At 70.2% G+C, this 17,081-nt stretch carries 8 protein-coding genes; 6 read left to right on the forward strand and 2 right to left on the reverse strand.

The features are described from left to right. Positions 1 to 59 precede the first annotated feature (59 nt). Positions 60 to 2,708 (reverse strand): SpoIIE family protein phosphatase, encoded by a 2,649-nt coding sequence (locus tag AB0924_RS33280; protein WP_358934651.1) that lies wholly within the window; start codon positions 2,706 to 2,708, stop codon positions 60 to 62. A 370-nt stretch (positions 2,709 to 3,078) separates the two neighbouring features. On the opposite strand from AB0924_RS33280, the gene AB0924_RS33285 reads away from it, so the two are divergent. Together AB0924_RS33285 and AB0924_RS33290 are read left to right on the forward strand one after the other, a co-directional pair. Further along, entirely contained in the window at positions 3,079 to 4,173 is a 1,095-nt protein-coding gene (locus AB0924_RS33285) for a lytic polysaccharide monooxygenase (RefSeq protein ID WP_366913459.1), read from the forward strand. A 341-nt stretch (positions 4,174 to 4,514) separates the two neighbouring features. Next, positions 4,515 to 7,781 carry a GH92 family glycosyl hydrolase gene (locus AB0924_RS33290; protein WP_366913460.1) on the forward strand — a complete coding sequence of 1,089 codons (3,267 nt, stop codon included), beginning with the start codon at positions 4,515 to 4,517 and terminating at the stop codon, positions 7,779 to 7,781. Between the two features lie 58 nt (positions 7,782 to 7,839). On the opposite strand, the gene AB0924_RS33295 is transcribed toward AB0924_RS33290, so the two are convergent. Next, positions 7,840 to 11,643, reverse strand: coding sequence for a GH92 family glycosyl hydrolase (locus tag AB0924_RS33295; protein ID WP_358934481.1), 3,804 nt, complete (start codon positions 11,641 to 11,643; stop codon positions 7,840 to 7,842). A gap of 340 nt (positions 11,644 to 11,983) precedes the next feature. On the opposite strand from AB0924_RS33295, the gene ngcE reads away from it, so the two are divergent. The 4 genes from ngcE (at position 11,984) to AB0924_RS33315 (ending at position 17,078) form a co-directional block, all read left to right on the forward strand. Next, positions 11,984 to 13,429 carry an N-acetylglucosamine/diacetylchitobiose ABC transporter substrate-binding protein gene (ngcE, locus tag AB0924_RS33300; RefSeq protein ID WP_358934479.1) on the forward strand — a complete coding sequence of 482 codons (1,446 nt, stop codon included), beginning with the start codon at positions 11,984 to 11,986 and terminating at the stop codon, positions 13,427 to 13,429. A 60-nt stretch (positions 13,430 to 13,489) separates the two neighbouring features. Further along, positions 13,490 to 14,416: a sugar ABC transporter permease gene (locus AB0924_RS33305; RefSeq protein ID WP_366913461.1), complete on the forward strand. Its 927-nt coding sequence runs from the start codon at positions 13,490 to 13,492 to the stop codon at positions 14,414 to 14,416. Positions 14,417 to 14,420: 4 nt separating this feature from the next. Next, positions 14,421 to 15,344: a carbohydrate ABC transporter permease gene (locus AB0924_RS33310; RefSeq protein WP_366913462.1), complete on the forward strand. Its 924-nt coding sequence runs from the start codon at positions 14,421 to 14,423 to the stop codon at positions 15,342 to 15,344. 522 nt (positions 15,345 to 15,866) lie between these two features. Continuing rightward, positions 15,867 to 17,078 carry an ROK family transcriptional regulator gene (locus AB0924_RS33315; RefSeq protein WP_358934474.1) on the forward strand — a complete coding sequence of 404 codons (1,212 nt, stop codon included), beginning with the start codon at positions 15,867 to 15,869 and terminating at the stop codon, positions 17,076 to 17,078. Positions 17,079 to 17,081: the final 3 nt, after the last annotated feature.

Raw genomic sequence — 17,081 nt, forward strand, 5'->3', positions numbered from 1 at the left:
AGGGCCGCACCCCCGGCACCGGGGGTGCGGCCCTCGTCCGCACTGTGCCGGCCCGCGGCTCACTCCCCGAGGAGCGCCGAGAGGTCCGGCAGCGCCACCTCCGCCCAGATCACCTTGCCCTGCGGCGTGTACCGGGTGCCCCAGCGCTCGGTCATCTGGGAGACCAGGAACAGACCCCGGCCTCCCTCGTCGGTCGTCGCGGCGTACCGCAGATGCGGCGAGGTGCTGCTGCCGTCGGCCACCTCGCAGATCAGCACACGGTCCCGGATCAGCCGCACATGGACCGGGTCCGAGCCGTAGCGGATCGCGTTGGTGATCAGCTCGCTCAGCACCAGTTCCATGCCGAAGCCCAGCTCCGACAGGCCCCACTCCTCGAGCTTGGCGGACACCGCACCGCGCATCCCCGACACGGCGGCCGGGTCGCGTGGCACGTCCCAGTCGGCGACGTTCTCCGGCGGCAGCGCCCGGGTACGCGCGATCAGCAGGGCCACGTCGTCCTTGGGGCGCTCGGGCAGCAGCTCGTCCAGCGCCGCCCGGCAGCTCTCCTCCGGCGACCGGTCGGGATGGCCCGACAGCGCCAGGCGCAGCAGCTCCATGCTCACGTCCAGGTCCCGCCTGCGGTCCTCGATGAGCCCGTCGGTGTAGAGAACGAGCTGACTGCCCTCGGGCAGCTCCAGCTCGGCCGTACGGAACGGCATGCCGCCCAGGCCCAGCGGCGGCCCGGCCGGTACGTCGGGGAAGGTGACCCCGCCGTCGGGGTAGACCAGCGCGGGCGCCAGATGCCCGGCCCGCGCCATCGCGCAGCGGCGGGTCACCGGGTCGTAGATCGCGTACAGACAGGTGGCCCCGACGATCTCCGCCGCCGCCTCGGCGCGGGCCTCGTCCTGGTCGATGCGGCCGACCAGGTCGTCCAGATGGCTGAGCAGCTCGTCCGGCGGCAGGTCGAGCGTGGAGAAGTTGTGCACCGCGGTGCGCAGCCGGCCCATCGTCGCCGCCGCGTGCAGGCCGTGCCCGACCACGTCGCCCACGGCCAGCGCCACCCGGCCCCCGGGCAGCGGGATCACGTCGAACCAGTCCCCGCTCACGCCGGACTGCGCCGGAAGGTAGCGGTAGGCGACGTCCAGGGCGCTCTGCTCGGGCAGCGCCCGCGGCAGCAGGCTGCGCTGCAGAGTGACCGCGAGGGCGTGCTCACGGGTGTACCGGCGGGCGTTGTCGATGCTCACCGCGGCCCGGGCCACCAGCTCGTCCGCGAGCGACAGCTCCTCCTCGTCGAAGGGCTCCTGTTTGGAACGGTAGAAGTTGGCCATGCCGAGGACGACACCGCGCGCCTGGATCGGGGCGGCGATGAGCGAGTGGATGCCGTACTCCAGTATTCGCTGGGTGCGGGAGGGGTCCTGGGCCTGCCAGCCCGGGGCGCTCGCCAGATTGGGCACCAGCTCGGAGCGGCCGGCGTTGTAACCGCGCGCCTGGGGGGTGGAGGGCAGGAAGTCGATCAGCCGGCCCTTCTCGTAGAGCGGGTGGTCGTCCCGGATGCCGGTCACGGTGACCCGCCGGATGTCCGTGGCGGTCGGGGCGGGCTCCTCCCCGTGCAGGACGTTGTCGGCCAGGTCCACGGTGACGAAGTCCGCGAAGCGGGGGACGGCGACCGCGGCCAGCTCGTCGGCAGTGCGGACCACGTCGAGGGTGGTGCCGATGCCCAGGCCCGCGTCGTACAGCAGCTCCAGCCGCTCCCGGGTGACCTCGGCCCTGCCGGACACCGCCTGGAGCTCGGTGGAGTCGCGCAGCGTCACCACGGTGCCGCCGCAGGCGCCGGCGCCGTCGGTGGGCCGCTGGTTGACCACCAGCAGCCGCCCGCCGGCGAAGTGCACCTCGTCGCTCGCCTCGCGCCCGGAGCCGAGCAGTTCCACCGTGTCGGGCTCCAGGTGCGACAGCTCCCGCACATTGCGTCCCTCGGCCTGCGGGGGCAGCTCCAGCAGTCGCCTGGCCTCGTCGTTGGCCAGCAGCACCCGCCCGTCGTGGCCGACGATGAGCACGCCTTCCCGTACCGAGTGCAGCACCGTGTCGTGGTGCTGGTACATGCTGGTCATCTCTTCCGGGGCCAGGCTGTGGGTCTGCCGCCGCAGCCGCCGGCCCACCAGGGCCGTCCCGCCGGTCGACAGCACGAGCGCGCCGGCCCCGGCGGCCAGGATGATCGGCAGCTGCCGGTCGACCTCGCTGGTGACGTTCTTGACCTTCAGGCCGGCGGAGACCAGGGCGGTCACCTTGCCGTCGGCGTTCCGGATGGGCACGGTCGCCTGCACCTCGTGGCCCAGCGGGCCGTGCACGCTCTCGGTATAGACCCGGCCGGCCAGCGAGGGGCCTATCCGCCCCACGAACCGCTTGCCGATCCGGTCCGGTATCGGATGGGTGTAGCGGATGCCCTTGGTGTCCATGACCACGATGAAGTCGACGCCCGCGGTCTTGCGTCCCGCCTCGGTGAGCGGCTGAAGGACCTTCGAGGGGTCCGGACTCTTCAGTGCCTGCTGGACGCCCGGCGAGTGGGCGAAGGTCTGCGCGACGGCTATGGAACGGCGCTTGGCCTCCGTGGCGGTGTCCCGCTCCGACTGCAGCACGAGGGCGATGACGGCGCAGACCACGAGGAGGACCACGAGGGCCACCTGCAGGAGGAAGACCTGTCCGGCGACACTGCGTGGGCTTCTGCCGACCATCGAGCGCCAAGACAGGCGCCTGAATCGGCCGAATTGGTCCGACATGCGACATTTCTAGCACTGGGTGATTGACGATGGCTACGTCCGTCCCGAGCTGTGGACGCCCCCGCCCCTCCTGCCCCGTGCGCCCCACGCCTTCTCACCAGTGCCGTGTCACAGGTGTGGCGGCAGGCGTTTACAGCGGGTGCCGTGCGCGCTAACTTCACGGACTAGGGGTGGGAGCGCTCCCATATCAGGGCCGGCCCCGGTGGACCGGAACCCGCCGTGGCCGGGCCGGGTCCGCTCCCACCCCGTCCCGCCCTTCCCCTTTCCGTCCGTCCGCTTTCCGCCCGTCCGTACGGCCCCGGACACAGTCGGAGGTGTACGTGTCATGTCTGCGCCAATAGTCGCGCCCGGTCTCCCGAGGCGCCCGCGATTACCGCACCCCACCCGCGGCAGAGGCCTGTTCCTGGTCGTCCTCGCCCTGCTGACCACTCTCCCCGCCCTCGGCCTGATGCTCGCCGCGGGCATCCCGGCCGCCGCCCACGGCACCCCCATGAAGCCGGGCAGCCGTACCTTCCTGTGCTGGCGGGACGGGCTCACCGACACCGGTGAGATCAAGCCCGTGAACCCGGCCTGCAAGGCGGCCCAGCAGGCCGGCGGCACGACCCCCTTCTACAACTGGTTCTCGGTGCTCCGCTCGGACGGCGTCGGCCGCACCCGCGGCTTCGTGCCGGACGGGCGGCTCTGCAGCGGCGGCAACCCCAATTTCACCGGATTCGACCTGGCCCGCGACGACTGGCCGGTGACCCATCTGACCGCCGGCGCCACGGTCGACTTCTCCTACAACGCCTGGGCCGCCCACCCCGGCTGGTTCTACGTGTACGTCACCAAGGACGGCTACGACCCGGCCGAACCGCTCACCTGGTCCGAGATGGAGGACCAGCCGTTCCTCACCGTCGACCACCCGCCGCTGAACGGCACGCCCGGCACGGTCGACGCCGACTACTCCTGGTCGGGCAGGCTGCCGGCCGGGAAGACGGGCCGCCACATCGTCTACATGGTGTGGCAGCGTTCGGACAGCGCCGAGACCTTCTACTCCTGCTCCGACGTCGTCTTCGACGGCGGCGACGGCGAGGTCACCGGCGTCCACGACCCGGGCGGCCCCGGCGAGCCCCCGCCCGGCGCCTGCACCGCGAGCCGCAGGACCACCGGCACCTGGTCCGGCGGACACCAGTCCGAGGTGACCGTGACCAACACCGGGACCGTGCCGATGCTCGGCTGGATGGTCGACTGGACCCTGCCCGCCGGCCAGTCGGTGGCCAGTCTCTGGAACGGCGACGCCACCTACACCGGGCAGGACGTGATGGTGCACAACGCCGGCTGGAACGGCTCCCTGAGTCCGGGGCAGAGCACGACGTTCGGCTATGTGGTCCGGGGCTCGGGCGCCGACGGCTCCACCGGCCTTCCCTGCCGGGTCGGCTGAGCCGCTCTGGGCGGACCCGGTGAAGTGACGCACCGGGTCCGCGAGCCGGGCAGGTGAGGGGGGTTCGGTCCCTGTCCGGGTGGTGCTGGCTTGTGGCGGCCGGGCCGTGGGCAGGCCTCGACCGAGTGGAGCGCGACAACGTTGTCGTATGGTCCGTACATGACTCTATCGCGCCAACGGACAACGATGTCAACCCACTTGGGATAGCCCGGCCGGGTGACAGCGGAGTGTGCCCCGGGGGAGCACGCGGTCTTCCGTGTCACCGGTGGCGCGCGCTACTGTCCCTGCGGCTTGTGCGACCTGTGGTGCGCGACCCGTCCATCCCGAGGAAGGGCCGCGTCATGCGTTTCCGTCCCACGTCCCTGCTGCTGGCCGCGGTGCTCGCGACCGGCGGGGCCACCCCCGCCCTCGCGGCGACCGCAGCACCCCCCGAACTCGTCAAGGACCCGACCCCGTACGTCGATCCGCTGATCGGCACCAGGAACGGCGGCAACGTCTTCCCGGGCGCCGTGGTGCCGTTCGGCATGCTCTCCTGGAGCCCGGAGAACACCAGAGGCGACGCCACCCGCACCGCCGCGCCCGGCGGCTACCAGTACGACGCCACCCGCATCCGGGGCTTCAGCCTGACCCACATGTCCGGCACCGGCTGCGCGGGCGGCAGCGGTGACATCCCGTTCTTCCCCTACGCGGGCGAGGTCACCTCCTCCCCGGCGAGCGACACCAAGGACGCCGTCTACGCCTCGGACTTCCGCCACTCCGACGAGAACGCCGGGCCCGGGCACTACAAGGTGGACCTGGCCTCCGGCGTCACCGCCGACCTCACGGCGACCGCCCGCACGGGCTCGGCCCGCTTCACCTACCCCGCGGACAAGCCCGCCTCGCTGCTCGTCCGCACCGCCAACTCCGAGCTGGGTTCCGAGGATTCCTCGGTCACCATCGATCCGGCGACCCGTACCGTGTCCGGCTCCGTCACCTCCGGCGACTTCTGCGGCTACCTCGACCCGGAGGGGCAGCGCTCCTACTACACCCTGTACTTCACCGCCCGCTTCGACCGCGCCTTCAAGGCCACCGGCACCTGGCAGGACGACAAGCTCCAGGCCGGCTCCACCCGGGCCACCGGCGGCACCGGCGGCTTCTCGCACGGCGGCCGGCCCGTGGCGGGCAAGGGCGCCGGCGGTTACGTCGAGTTCGCGCCCGGCACCGGACCGGTGAACGCCAAGGTCGGCATCTCCTACGTCAGCCAGGCGGCCGCCGCGGCCAACCTCAAGGCGGAGAACCCCCCGAAGCGGTCCTTCGACGCGGTCGCGGACGCGGCCCGCCGCGCCTGGCGCGACCGGCTCGGCGCCGTCCGGGTCGGCGGCGGCACGGACGCCGAGCGCACCACCTTCTACACCGCCCTCTACCACGCCCTGCTGCACCCGAACGTCATCAGCGACGCCGACGGCCGGTACCGGGGCTCCGACGGCAGGGTGCACCGGACCGGCCGCGGCCACCGCGCCCAGTACGGCACCTTCTCCGGCTGGGACGTCTACCGCGACCAGGTGCAGCTGCTGACCCTGCTCGACCCGGACACGGGTTCCGACATCGCCCAGTCGCTGTACGAACTCGCCCGGCAGAACGGCGGCGTCTGGGACCGCTGGCTGCACGGCGCGAGCGGCACCCACGTCATGAACGGCGACCCCGCGCCCACCGCCCTGGCCGGCATCCGCGCCTTCGGCGGCACCGGCTTCGACCTGCAGGGCGCCCTGGACTCGCTGGTGAAGGCGGCGACCGTGCCCACGGCGCAGGACCTGTCGGCGGCCGGCAAGCCGGTGCTGTCGGTGGGCCAGCGCCCGTCGCTCGACAAGTACCTGAAGCTGCACTACATGCCGAGCGTCTCCAACGCCTGGGGCGGCGCCGCCGAGACCCTGGAGATGTCCACCGCGGACTTCTCCCTCGCCCAACTGGCCGCCGCGGCGGGGGAGAAGGAGACGGCCGGCGCCTTCGCCCGCCGGGCCCAGTGGTGGCAGAACAACTTCAACCTCGCGGCCGACCAGGGCGGCGGCTACATCGCGAACCGCAAGGCCGACGGGAGCTGGGTCACCGGCTTCACCCCGGACACCGGCAACGGCTTCGTGGAGGGATCGGCCGCCCAGTACACCTGGATGGTCCAGCACAACCCGGCCGGGCTCTTCGCGGCGATGGGCGGCACCGGCAAGGCGCTCGCCCGGCTCGACGACTTCTTCCACAACGCCGACGGGAGCTGGGTCCTGAGCGGCAAGGGCGGCGCCAAGTCCGAGCTGGACAACGAACCGTCCATCAACGTGCCCTACCTGTACGACTACGCCGGAGCCCCGTACAAGGCGCAGGAGACCGTCCGTGCGGCGATGAGCCGGCTCTGGTCGACCGAACCGGGCGGCATCCCCGGCAACGACGACCTCGGTGCCATGTCGTCCTGGTACGTCTTCTCCGCGCTCGGCATGTACCCGCAGGTGCCCTCCCGTGCAGAACTCGTCCTGGCCTCACCGCTGTTCGAGCGGGTGGAGATAGCCCGCCCGCACGGCAACGACATCTCCGTCCGGGCCACCGGAGCGGCGGCCGACGCGCCGTACGTCCAGTCCCTGAAGGTCGACGGCCGCGACAGTGACCGCCCCTGGCTGCCCGCCTCGTTCGTCCGTGACGGCGGCCGGCTGGACTACACCCTGTCCGCCACCCCGAACCGCACCTGGGGCGCGTCCGCGCCGCCGCCGTCCTTCCGGGAGGGCGAGCAGCCGTACCAGATCGGCGTCGGCCCCACCACCGCCACGGTCGCACCCGGTGACAGCACGGGCATCGGCATCCGCGCGCTGGCGCTGAGCGGCGGCACCGGGCCCGAGGTGCGCTTCCGGGTCCAGGCGCCGGCCGGTGTCACGGCCACGCCCGCCGAGGGCACGGTCACCGACGGCGCCCAGCGGATCACCCTGGCCGCGGCGAAGGACGCCACCCAGGGCTTCTACGACGTCAAGGTCACGGTGACCTCCGGCGACACCTCCTACGACCAGCCGGTCTCCCTGACCGTGGCCGCTCAGGGCACCCTGCTGTCCGCCTACGACAACACCGGGGTCTCGGACGACGCGGGCGACCACGACGAGGCCGACTACGACGGCGGCGGCTGGAGCTACTCCCGCCAGGCCCTCGCCGCGGCCGGTCTGACCCCGGGCGGCCACGGCACGGTGGACGGTCTCGCCTTCAACTGGCCCAACTCGCCCGCCGGCCGCCCGGACAACGCCTCGGCCTCCGGTCAGACGATCGAACTCGCCCAGCCCGCGGCCCGGTTGTCCTTCATCGGCAGCGCCGTCAACGGCAACCAGCAGACCAAGGCCACCGTCACCTACACCGACGGCACCACCGGCACCGTCGACCTCGCCTTCACCGACTGGACCGTCGGCGGCGGGGGCGGCACCGTGGCCTACGGCAACGAGGTGGTCGCGAAGGCGGCGTACCGCAATGTCGCGGGCGCCGACAAGGACCCGGTGGCGACCTACGTGTTCGCCACGAAGCCCGTCGCGGCCCCGGACGGCAAGGCCGTCCGCAGCGTGACCCTCCCGAACGACACCGACCTGCACGTCTTCATCATCGCCACCGGCTGAGCGCGCACACGAAGAGGGGGCGGACCCGTCCGGGTCCGCCCCCTCGCTCATGCGCCGGTCAGCCCAGCAGCTCCACCTCCGCCAGCGTCGCCTCACCGTCGAGCACCAGGCGGTACTTCGCGTAGGTGCCCGGGGCGGCGATGGTGAACGCCCTGGTCTGCCGGTCCCAACGGAACGATTCGCCGGAGCGGTGGTCCAGGGTCTTCCAGGCCGTGCCGTCCGCGGAGCCCTGCAGGGTCCAGCCGGCCGGCGCCTTCGTGTGGTCCGCCGCCGAGGTCAGCGTGTACTGGACCGGCTTGGCGCCGTCAGCGGCCGGCAGGTCCACCGTGGTGAGCGTCGCGCTCGTCGCCGACGTGTTGTCGAACAGCGCGCCGTCGCCCTTCAGCACGTCCGCGCGGGGCGCCGGCACCTTGTCGTCCTGGGTGACGGAGACCGGGGCCGCCTTCGCGCCCGTGCCCCACGTCGAGGGCCTGGACCCCATGAAGAACTCCAGCTCCCCGCCCTTGGACAGCAGCGAGTGGGGGAGCGAGGTGGACGTCCAGGGGCTGCCGTTCACCTTCACGCCCTGCACGTACACGTTCTTCGCGCTGTTGTGCGGCGCCTTGATCACCAGGTCGCGGCCGTTCTCCAGGTGCACGGTCGCCTTCTTGAACAGCGGGGAGCCGATGGCGTACTCGTCGCCGCCCATGACCAGCGGGTAGAAGCCGAGCGAGGAGAAGAGGTACCAGGCCGACTGCTCGCCGTTGTCCTCGTCGCCGTGGTAGCCCTGGCCGATCTCGCTGCCCGTGTAGAGCCGGGACAGCGCCTCACGCACGTTCGCCTGCGCCTTCCAGGGCTCACCGGCCGCGTCGTACATGTAGATGACGTGGTGCGCGACCTGGTTGGAGTGGCCGTACATGCCCATCCGGACGTCCCGCGCCTCGGTCATCTCGTGGATGACACCACCGTAGGAGCCGACGTGGTCCGGGGAGGCCGTCTCGGGTGTGGCGAAGTACTCGTCGAGCTTGTCGGCGAGGCCCTGCCGGCCGCCGTACAGGTTGGCCAGGCCCCGGCTGTCCTGCGGGGCGGTGAAGGCGTAGCCCCAGCCGTTGGTCTCCGTGTAGTCGTAGCCCCACACGCGCGGGTCGTACTTCGAGGAGTCCACGCGCCAGTCGCCCTTGGCGTCCCGGCCCTGGAAGAAGCCGGCCTTGGAGTCGAAGAGGTTGACGTAGTCGCGGGCGCGGTTGAGGAAGTACTGCGACTCCTCCTTGTACCGCTTCTCGCCCGTCTTCTTGTAGAGGGCCTCGCCCATCTTGGCGATGCCGTAGTCGTTGACGTAGCCCTCCATCGCCCAGGACAGGCCCTCGTGCGTGTCGGTGCTGGTGTAGCCGAGGAACGGCGAGGTGCTCATCCCCTTGCGGCCCACGCCCGAGGACGGCGGGACGACCGTGGCGTTCTTGACCGCCGCGTCGTACGCCGCCTTCGCGTCGAACTTCACGCCCTTGACGTACGCGTCGGCGAACGCGACGTCCGAGGAGGTGCCGGTCATCAGGTCGGCGTAGCCGGGGGAGGACCAGCGGGAGGTCCAGCCGCCGTCCTTGTACTGCTGCACGAACCCGTCGACCATCTCACCCGCCTGCGACGGGGTCAGGAACGAGTACGCGGGCCAGGTGGTCCGGTACGTGTCCCAGAAGCCGTTGTTGACGTACACCTTGCCGTCGACGATCTTCGCCCCGGTGTGCGTCGGGGAGTCCGGGCCCGGCATGGGGGAGAAGGGCGAGGCGTACTGGTCCTTGCCGCCGACCTTCTCGAAGCCCGAGTTCGGGTACAGGTACAGCCGGTACATGCTGGAGTACAGGGTGGTCAGCTGGTCCGGGGTCGCGCCCTCCACCTCGACCTTGCCGAGCAGCGTGTCCCAGGCCCGCTGGGCCCGCTCCTTCACCGTGCCGAAGGAGGTGCCGTCCGGGATCTCCTGCGCCAGGTTGTCCTTCGCCTGGTCCACGCTGATCAGCGAGGTCGCGAGCCGCAGGGTGACCGTGTGGTCGGCGCCCGCGTCGAAACGCAGGAAGCCCTTCACCCCGCTGGAGTCGCCGCCGGTCACCGGCTTGTCGAACCGGCCGTACACGAACAGCCGGGTCGCGCCCGTGGACAGGCCCGACTTCACGTCCGAGTAGCCGGTGACGACGCCGTGCTCCTTGTCCAGGGTCAGCCCCGCCTGTTCGGTCACGTTGTCGAACACCACGCTCGCGTCATCACCCGGGTAGGTGAAGCGCAGTGCGGCCGCGTGGTCGGTCGGGGCTATCTCCGCCTTCAGGCCGTTCTCGAACCGGACGCCGTAGTAGTACGGCCGCGCGGTCTCGTTCTCGTGCCGGAAGGCCAGCTCGCGCGCCGCACGACCGGTGTCCGGTGTGCCGGAGGCGGCCGACGGCATGAGCTGGAAGGTCTGCCGGTCGCCCATCCAGGGGCTCGGCTCATGGCTCGCGCTGAACGCCTGGATCGTCGGCAGGTTGTCGCCGTTGTTCGCATGTGCGTACTCGTAGAGCCAGCTCAGCGAAGACGCGTTGGTGACCGGCGTCCAGAAGTTGAAGCCGTGCGGGACGGCCGTCGCCGGGAAGTTGTTGCCGCGCGAGAAGCTGCCGCTGGAGTTGGTGCCGCGGGTGGTCAGCGCGTAGTCCGACAGGTGCGCCTTCGGCTTCTCGGGCGCCACCGGCTTCAGGGCGATGTCGTCCATCCAGCCGCGGAACTTCGCCGGGCCGTCCGGCGAGTCGTACGCCACCAGTATCCGGTCCACCGTCTTGCCGGCCGCCACCGAGCCGATCCGGGAGGCCACGTTGTTCCACTGGTTGACGTAGAGCGCCTTCGACGCGCCCTGGCCGCGCGGTGTCAGCGCGAAGCCGTGCTGGTCGGTGGCGCCGAGGCCGCTGAGGTAGGTGCCGTCGGTGAAGGCCAGGTCGACGGAGACGTTGGTGGCGTCGTAGTCGCGGTCGCCGTCGGCCATCGACGGGAAGACGCGGTAGGACAGCCGGGTGTCGCCGCCGACCTTCACGTTCACGTCGAAGATCTTGTTGTACGAGTACGCCCGCCCGTCCGCCGTGTGCCGTCCGGCGTAGCGCAGGGCACGCTTTCCGGTGAATCCGGCGCCGGCCTTGGCCGTGGGCGAGCCGATCGGCCCCTTGTCGACCAGGGACAGCATGTCCCGGGGCACCGTGGTGTCGCCGCCGCCGGTGGAGAACTGCACGTCGGCGAGTTGCAGGATGCCCGAGGCGCCGTTGTTCGCGGTCACGTCGAGCCGGAAGTGCTGGTACTCGGCGGGCTCGGCCAGATCGTACGACTTCGTCTGGAACCGCTCCTTGAAGCTCTCACCCGAGCGGGTGTCGAGCGTCTTCCAGTCCTTGCCGTCCGCCGACCCCTGGAGCGTCCAGTCCTTCGGGTCGCGCTCGGCGTAGTCGTTGGCCGAAGTGAGCGCGTACGTCACCAGCTTGACCGGCTTGTCCAGGTCGAACTCCACCCAGCCGGTGCGCTGGAAGGCCAGCCACTTGGTGCCGGGCTCGCCGTCGACGAGGTTCTCCTTCACCTCGCCCGCGCCCGCGTTCTCGTCGCTGGCCCGGACCTCGGTCACATGGTCGTCGACGTTGCCCGGGATGCCCGTGCTGTAGCCGCCGTCCACGCCCGAGGCGCGTTTGCCCCCGTCCGCCCCCGTGTCCACGGTGTTCAGCCAGTCCGGCGCCGGATCGCCCGCCTCGAACGAGGATGCGAACTCCCGGTCGGCGGCCGGTGCCTTCGCCGGCAGGGCGACCGCCGCGCCCTGGGTGCCGACGGCCATGACAAAGGCGGCCGTGAGCACGACCGCCGGACCGTTTCTGAGTCGACTTCTGCGCTGCATCTACAGCTTCCCCTCCTGCGCTCACTCCGGACAACGTTGTCAGCTCGATGCGCAGGAACCAGTAGGTGGTCAAGTGGCCGGTGCTGTCAAGGGTGTTGAGCGTGGCATTCAGGGTCTTATGTCGCGACTTTTTCCAGCACGGCGCCCACAGGCGCCTCATATTTCCGCGAGGTCTCAAGTCGGAAAAGACCCATCGCGAACCTTGCATTCGATCTTGCTCCGCTGGCGGGAAGTGGACTATACCTGTCGACGTTTCCCGCATGACCCTGCACTACCCGACAGCGGTGCCGGGGAGGATCCGGTTCACCGCCTGAGTCCTGGAGAAGGCGAGGACTTGAGCATGGGATCCACTGCGCACCACGGTGGCGAGGGTGTCGGCCGCCGCGATCTGATCAAGCGGTCGGCGGCGCTCGGCCTGGTGGCCGCCCCCGGAATGGGCCTGCTCTCCGCCTGCGCGAGCAGCGGCGGCGACGGACAGGACAAGGCGAAGGCCGGCAAGAAGACCGCGAAGAACCCGCTCGGCGTCAACGACGGCGCGAAGATGGAGTTCGTCCTCTTCGACGGCGGCTTCGGCAAGGAGTACGCCCAGGACGCGGTGAAGATCTACCAGAAGGACTTCCCCAAGGCCACGGTGAAGTTCTCCGCCACCCAGAAGATCCAGTCCACCCTGCAGCCCCGCTTCAACCAGGGCAACCCGCCGGACCTCATCGACAACTCCGGCGCCGAGCAGATGGACATGGGCGTGCTCGTCGGCAAGAACCAGCTCGCCGACCTCACCCCGCTGCTGGACGCGCCGTCGTTCGACGACCCGGGCAAGAAGGTCCGCGACACGCTGCGCCCGGGCATCGTGGAGATGGGCCAGTTCGACGGCGACAAGGTCTGGATCCTGTACTACGCCTACACGGTGTACGGCGTCTGGTACTCGCAGAAGGCCCTGGACTCGCTCGACGAGAAGTACCCGGAGACCTGGGACGAGATGCTCAAGGTCTGCGAGAAGGCCAAGAAGAAGGGCATGGCGGGCTGGACGTACGCGGGCAAGTACCCGTACTACCTGCCCTTCTCGCTGTACCCGATGATCGGCAAGGTCGGCGGCCGCGAGGTGCTGGACGCCATCGACAACCTGGAGCCGAACGCCTGGAAGCACCCGGCCGTCAAGGCCTGTTTCGAGGCCTACTACGAGCTCTACAAGAAGGGCTACGTCCTCAAGGGCACCCCGGGCCTGGACCACATCCAGTCGCAGACGGCGTGGGCCAAGGGCAAGGCGCTGTTCATCCCGAACGGCTCCTGGGTGGAGAACGAGTCGGCCAACGTCATCCCGGCCGACTTCAACCTCGCGGTCTCCGCGCCCACCGGCCTCGACGGCTCCGACAAGATGCCGTTCGGCACCATCTGGGCGTCCGGCGGCGAGCCCTTCGTCGTGCCGGCCAAGGCGGCGAACTCCGAGGGCGGCATGGAGCAGCTGCGCATCATGCTCTCCGAGGCCTCCTCGAAGAACTTCACCGCCAAGGTGAAGTCGCTGACCGCCTTCAACGGCGGCACCGACGGCATCACCCTCACCCCGGGCCTGAAGTCGGGCGTGGCGGCGCTGGACAAGGCCGGAGCCAACGTGGTGAATCCGCGGCTGCAGGACTGGTACGTGCAGCTCCAGAAGGAGAAGATCGGTGTGGCCGGGCTCGGCGAGATGATGGCCGGCCGCCTCACCCCGGCGGAGGCCATCAAGAAGATCCAGGGCTTCGCCGACGAGGCCGCGAAGGACACGTCGATCAAGCACTACAAGCACCAGTAGGCCCGAAGTGAGGGCTCGTCACCAGCGGCAGCACCTGACCGGAGATCGGGGTCGGCAGTAATGCAGCACGGCAAGTACCGGTTCATCGTGGGGTTCCTCGCGGCACCCCTCGGGCTCTACGCGCTTTTCGTCGTATGGCCCTTCATCCAGTCCATCTACTATTCGTTCACGGACTGGACCGGACTGAGTCCCGAATTCAAGATGGTCGGCTTCGACAACTACCGGAGGATGTTCGACGACGACATCTTCTGGAAGTCGTTGCAGCACAGCCTGCTGTTCGCGCTGGTCCTGCCGCTGGTGACGATCTGTCTGGCGCTGTTCTTCTCCTTCATGATCAATGTGGGCGGACGGCGCCGGAGGGGCGGCCCGGTGATTTCCGGTGTCCGCGGCTCGGGGTTCTACAAAATCGTCTACTTCTTCCCGCAGGTGCTGTCGATCGCGATCGTCGCGCTGCTGTTCGCCTTCGCCTACAACCCGGACAGCGGCGCCATCAACTCCTTCCTGCGCGGAATCGGTCTGGACGGCGTCCAGCCCCTGTGGCTGGGCGATCCGGGCCTCGCCCTGTGGTGTGTGATGGCCGTGCTGGTGTGGTCCACGGTCGGCTTCTTCGTGGTGCTGTTCTCGGCGGGCATGGCGTCGATCCCGGCCGAGATGTACGAGGCGGCCCTGCTCGACGGGGCGAGCCGCTTCACCACGTTCTTCCGCATCACCCTGCCACTGCTGTGGGACACCGTGCAGTCCGGCTGGGTCTACATGGGCATCCTCGCGCTCGGCGCCGAGTCCTTCGCGGTCGTCCAGATCATGACGACCGGGCCGGGCGGCCCCGACTACTCGACCACCGTGATGGTCCTGTACGTGTACCAGAAGGCGTTCCGGGACGGTCAGGCCGCCTACGCCACCACCATCGGCGTCGCCCTCCTCGTGGTCACGCTCGCCTTCGCGGCGATCGTGATGCGGCTGGGCCGTCGCGAGCGGCTGGAGTACTGAAGCGATGAAGACGACCGAGACCCCCGCCCCGCTGCCGGCCGAGTCCGGCGCGACCGTGTCGAAGGTCGAGGTGGCCCCGGCGCGGCCGGCCGTGGAGAAGAAGGAGGGTTCCGTCCTCAACGTCTTCTCCCACGGCATGCTGGTCCTGTGGGCGATCATGGTGGTCCTGCCGCTGCTGTGGGCGGTGATGACGTCCTTCAAGGACGACGCCTCCATCTTCGGCTCGCCCTGGTCGCTGCCGGACCGGCTGCACTTCGACAACTGGTCGAGGGCCTGGACCCAGGCCAACATGAGCGACTACTTCCTGAACACGATCCTGGTGGTCGGCGGTTCGCTCGTCGGCACCCTGGTGCTCGGCTCCATGGCGGCCTACGTCCTGGCCCGCTTCGACTTCCCCGGCAACCGCTTCATCTACTTCCTGTTCATCGGCGGCATGAGCTTCCCGATCATGCTGGCGCTGGTCCCGCTGTTCTACGTGGTGAACAACATGGGCCTGCTGAACACCATCCACGGCCTGATCCTCGTCTACATCGCGTACTCGCTGCCGTTCACGGTGTTCTTCCTGACCGCCTTCTTCCGCACGCTGCCCACCTCGGTGGCGGAAGCGGCCTTCGTCGACGGCGCCTCGCACACGCGTACGTTCTTCCAGATCATGCTGCCGATGGCCAAGCCGGGCCTGATCAGTGTCGGCATCTTCAACTTCCTCGGACAGTGGAACCAGTACATGCTGCCCACGGTCCTCAACACCGACCCCGACAAGCGCGTCCTCACCCAGGGCCTGGTCCAGCTCGCGGTCAGCCAGGGCTACAAGGGCGACTGGTCCGGCCTGTTCGCCGGCCTGGTGATGGCGATGCTGCCGGTCCTGGCGGCGTACATCGTCTTCCAGCGCCAGGTGGTGGCGGGACTGACCGCGGGGGCCCTGAAGTAGCGGCAGCCCCGCCGACGGGCCCGGGCGTCCCCCACGGGGGCGCCCGGGCCCGTCCGTGTCCGCGGCCGTCCCGACGGCCCCCGTGTCCCGCCCGCCGGGCCCTGCCGCGCCGGGTGGCCCGCGCGCCCCGCCGCCCCGCGTTCTTCGCACTCGCGATTCGCACCGCCGTCCCGCGCCCCGGTACCGCTCCGGGGCACGCCCAGGTCACGGCCAGGTCTCCGCATTCCGCGGCTGAACGATCCGCCGGAACCCGTCCCGGCCGCGCACCGCCCGCTCCGGCCCCCTCCCGGGGCATCCGCCGCGGCGCCCTTCCGCCCTGCTCGCGGGTGGCCTGTACATGTCCGCCGGGTGCCCTGGGCGGAACGGTGAAAGCGAGAGCGATTTCCGTCAAGGACTTGACTGATGTAACCCGTACAGCCGAGCTTGGAGTTCACAACTTGTAAGTGGCCCGGTTCCGCGGATGTGACCTGGGCCACGGGCGGCACTGGGGCCGCCCGGCCGATGGCGGGAGTGGATGGGTCGATGGAGACTCCGGGGTCGCAGTCGTCGCTGCACCGAGCCAACCTGGAGCGGGTCGTGCGGGCAGTACGGCTTGCCGGGTCGCTCACGCAGGCGGAGATCGCACGGACGACCGGCCTGTCCGCCGCGACGGTCTCCAACATCGTGCGGGAGCTGAAGGACGGCGGAACCGTCGAGGTCACGCCCACGTCGGCGGGTGGGCGGCGGGCCCGCAGCGTCTCGCTGAGCGGGGACGCCGGCATCGTGATCGGCGTGGACTTCGGGCACACGCATCTGCGCGTCGCGATCGGGAACCTCGCGCACCAGGTGCTGGCCGAGGAGTCCGAGCCGCTGGACGTGGACGCCTCCTCCTCGCAGGGCTTCGACCGGGCCGAGGAGCTGGTCAACCGGCTGATCGCGGCCACCGGCGTGGACCGGACCAAGGTGGCCGGCGTGGGGCTCGGTGTGCCCGGCCCGATCGACGTGGAGTCGGGGACCCTGGGGTCCACCGCGATCCTGCCGGGCTGGACCGGCACCAGGCCCGCCGAGGAGCTGCGCGAGCGGCTCGGCGTGCCCGTGCACGTGGACAACGACGCCAACCTCGGCGCGCTCGGCGAGCTGGTCTGGGGCAGCGGCAAGGGCGTCCGCGACCTGGCGTACATCAAGGTCGCCAGCGGTGTCGGCGCCGGTCTCGTGATCAACGGGAAGATCTATCGCGGCCCGGGCGGCACGGCTGGCGAAATCGGACATATTACACTCGACGAATCCGGCCCGGTCTGCCGATGCGGAAACCGTGGCTGCCTGGAGACCTTCACGGCCGCGCGCTACGTGCTCCCGCTGCTCCAGCCCAGCCACGGCACCGATCTGACCATGGAAGGCGTCGTACGGCTGGCCAGGGACGGAGACCCGGGCTGTCGTCGGGTGATCGCCGACGTCGGCCGCCACATCGGCAGTGGAGTGGCCAATCTCTGCAATCTGCTGAACCCGAGCCGGGTGGTCCTCGGTGGTGATCTCGCCGAGGCCGGAGAGCTCGTTCTCGGGCCCATCAGGGAGTCCGTCGGCCGCTACGCGATCCCCAGCGCGGCGCGCCAACTGTCCGTTCTTCCCGGGGCACTTGGGGGCCGTGCGGAGGTGCTCGGAGCGCTCGCTCTCGCACTCAGCGAGATGGGCGATTCGACCCTTCTGGATGGATCTGTCGCGGGTACGCTCGCGGCGGCCACCCCTGCCTTCACTTAGAGA

It is taken from the genome of Streptomyces sp. NPDC047869 (assembly GCF_040704065.1).
Taxonomy (GTDB): domain Bacteria; phylum Actinomycetota; class Actinomycetes; order Streptomycetales; family Streptomycetaceae; genus Streptomyces.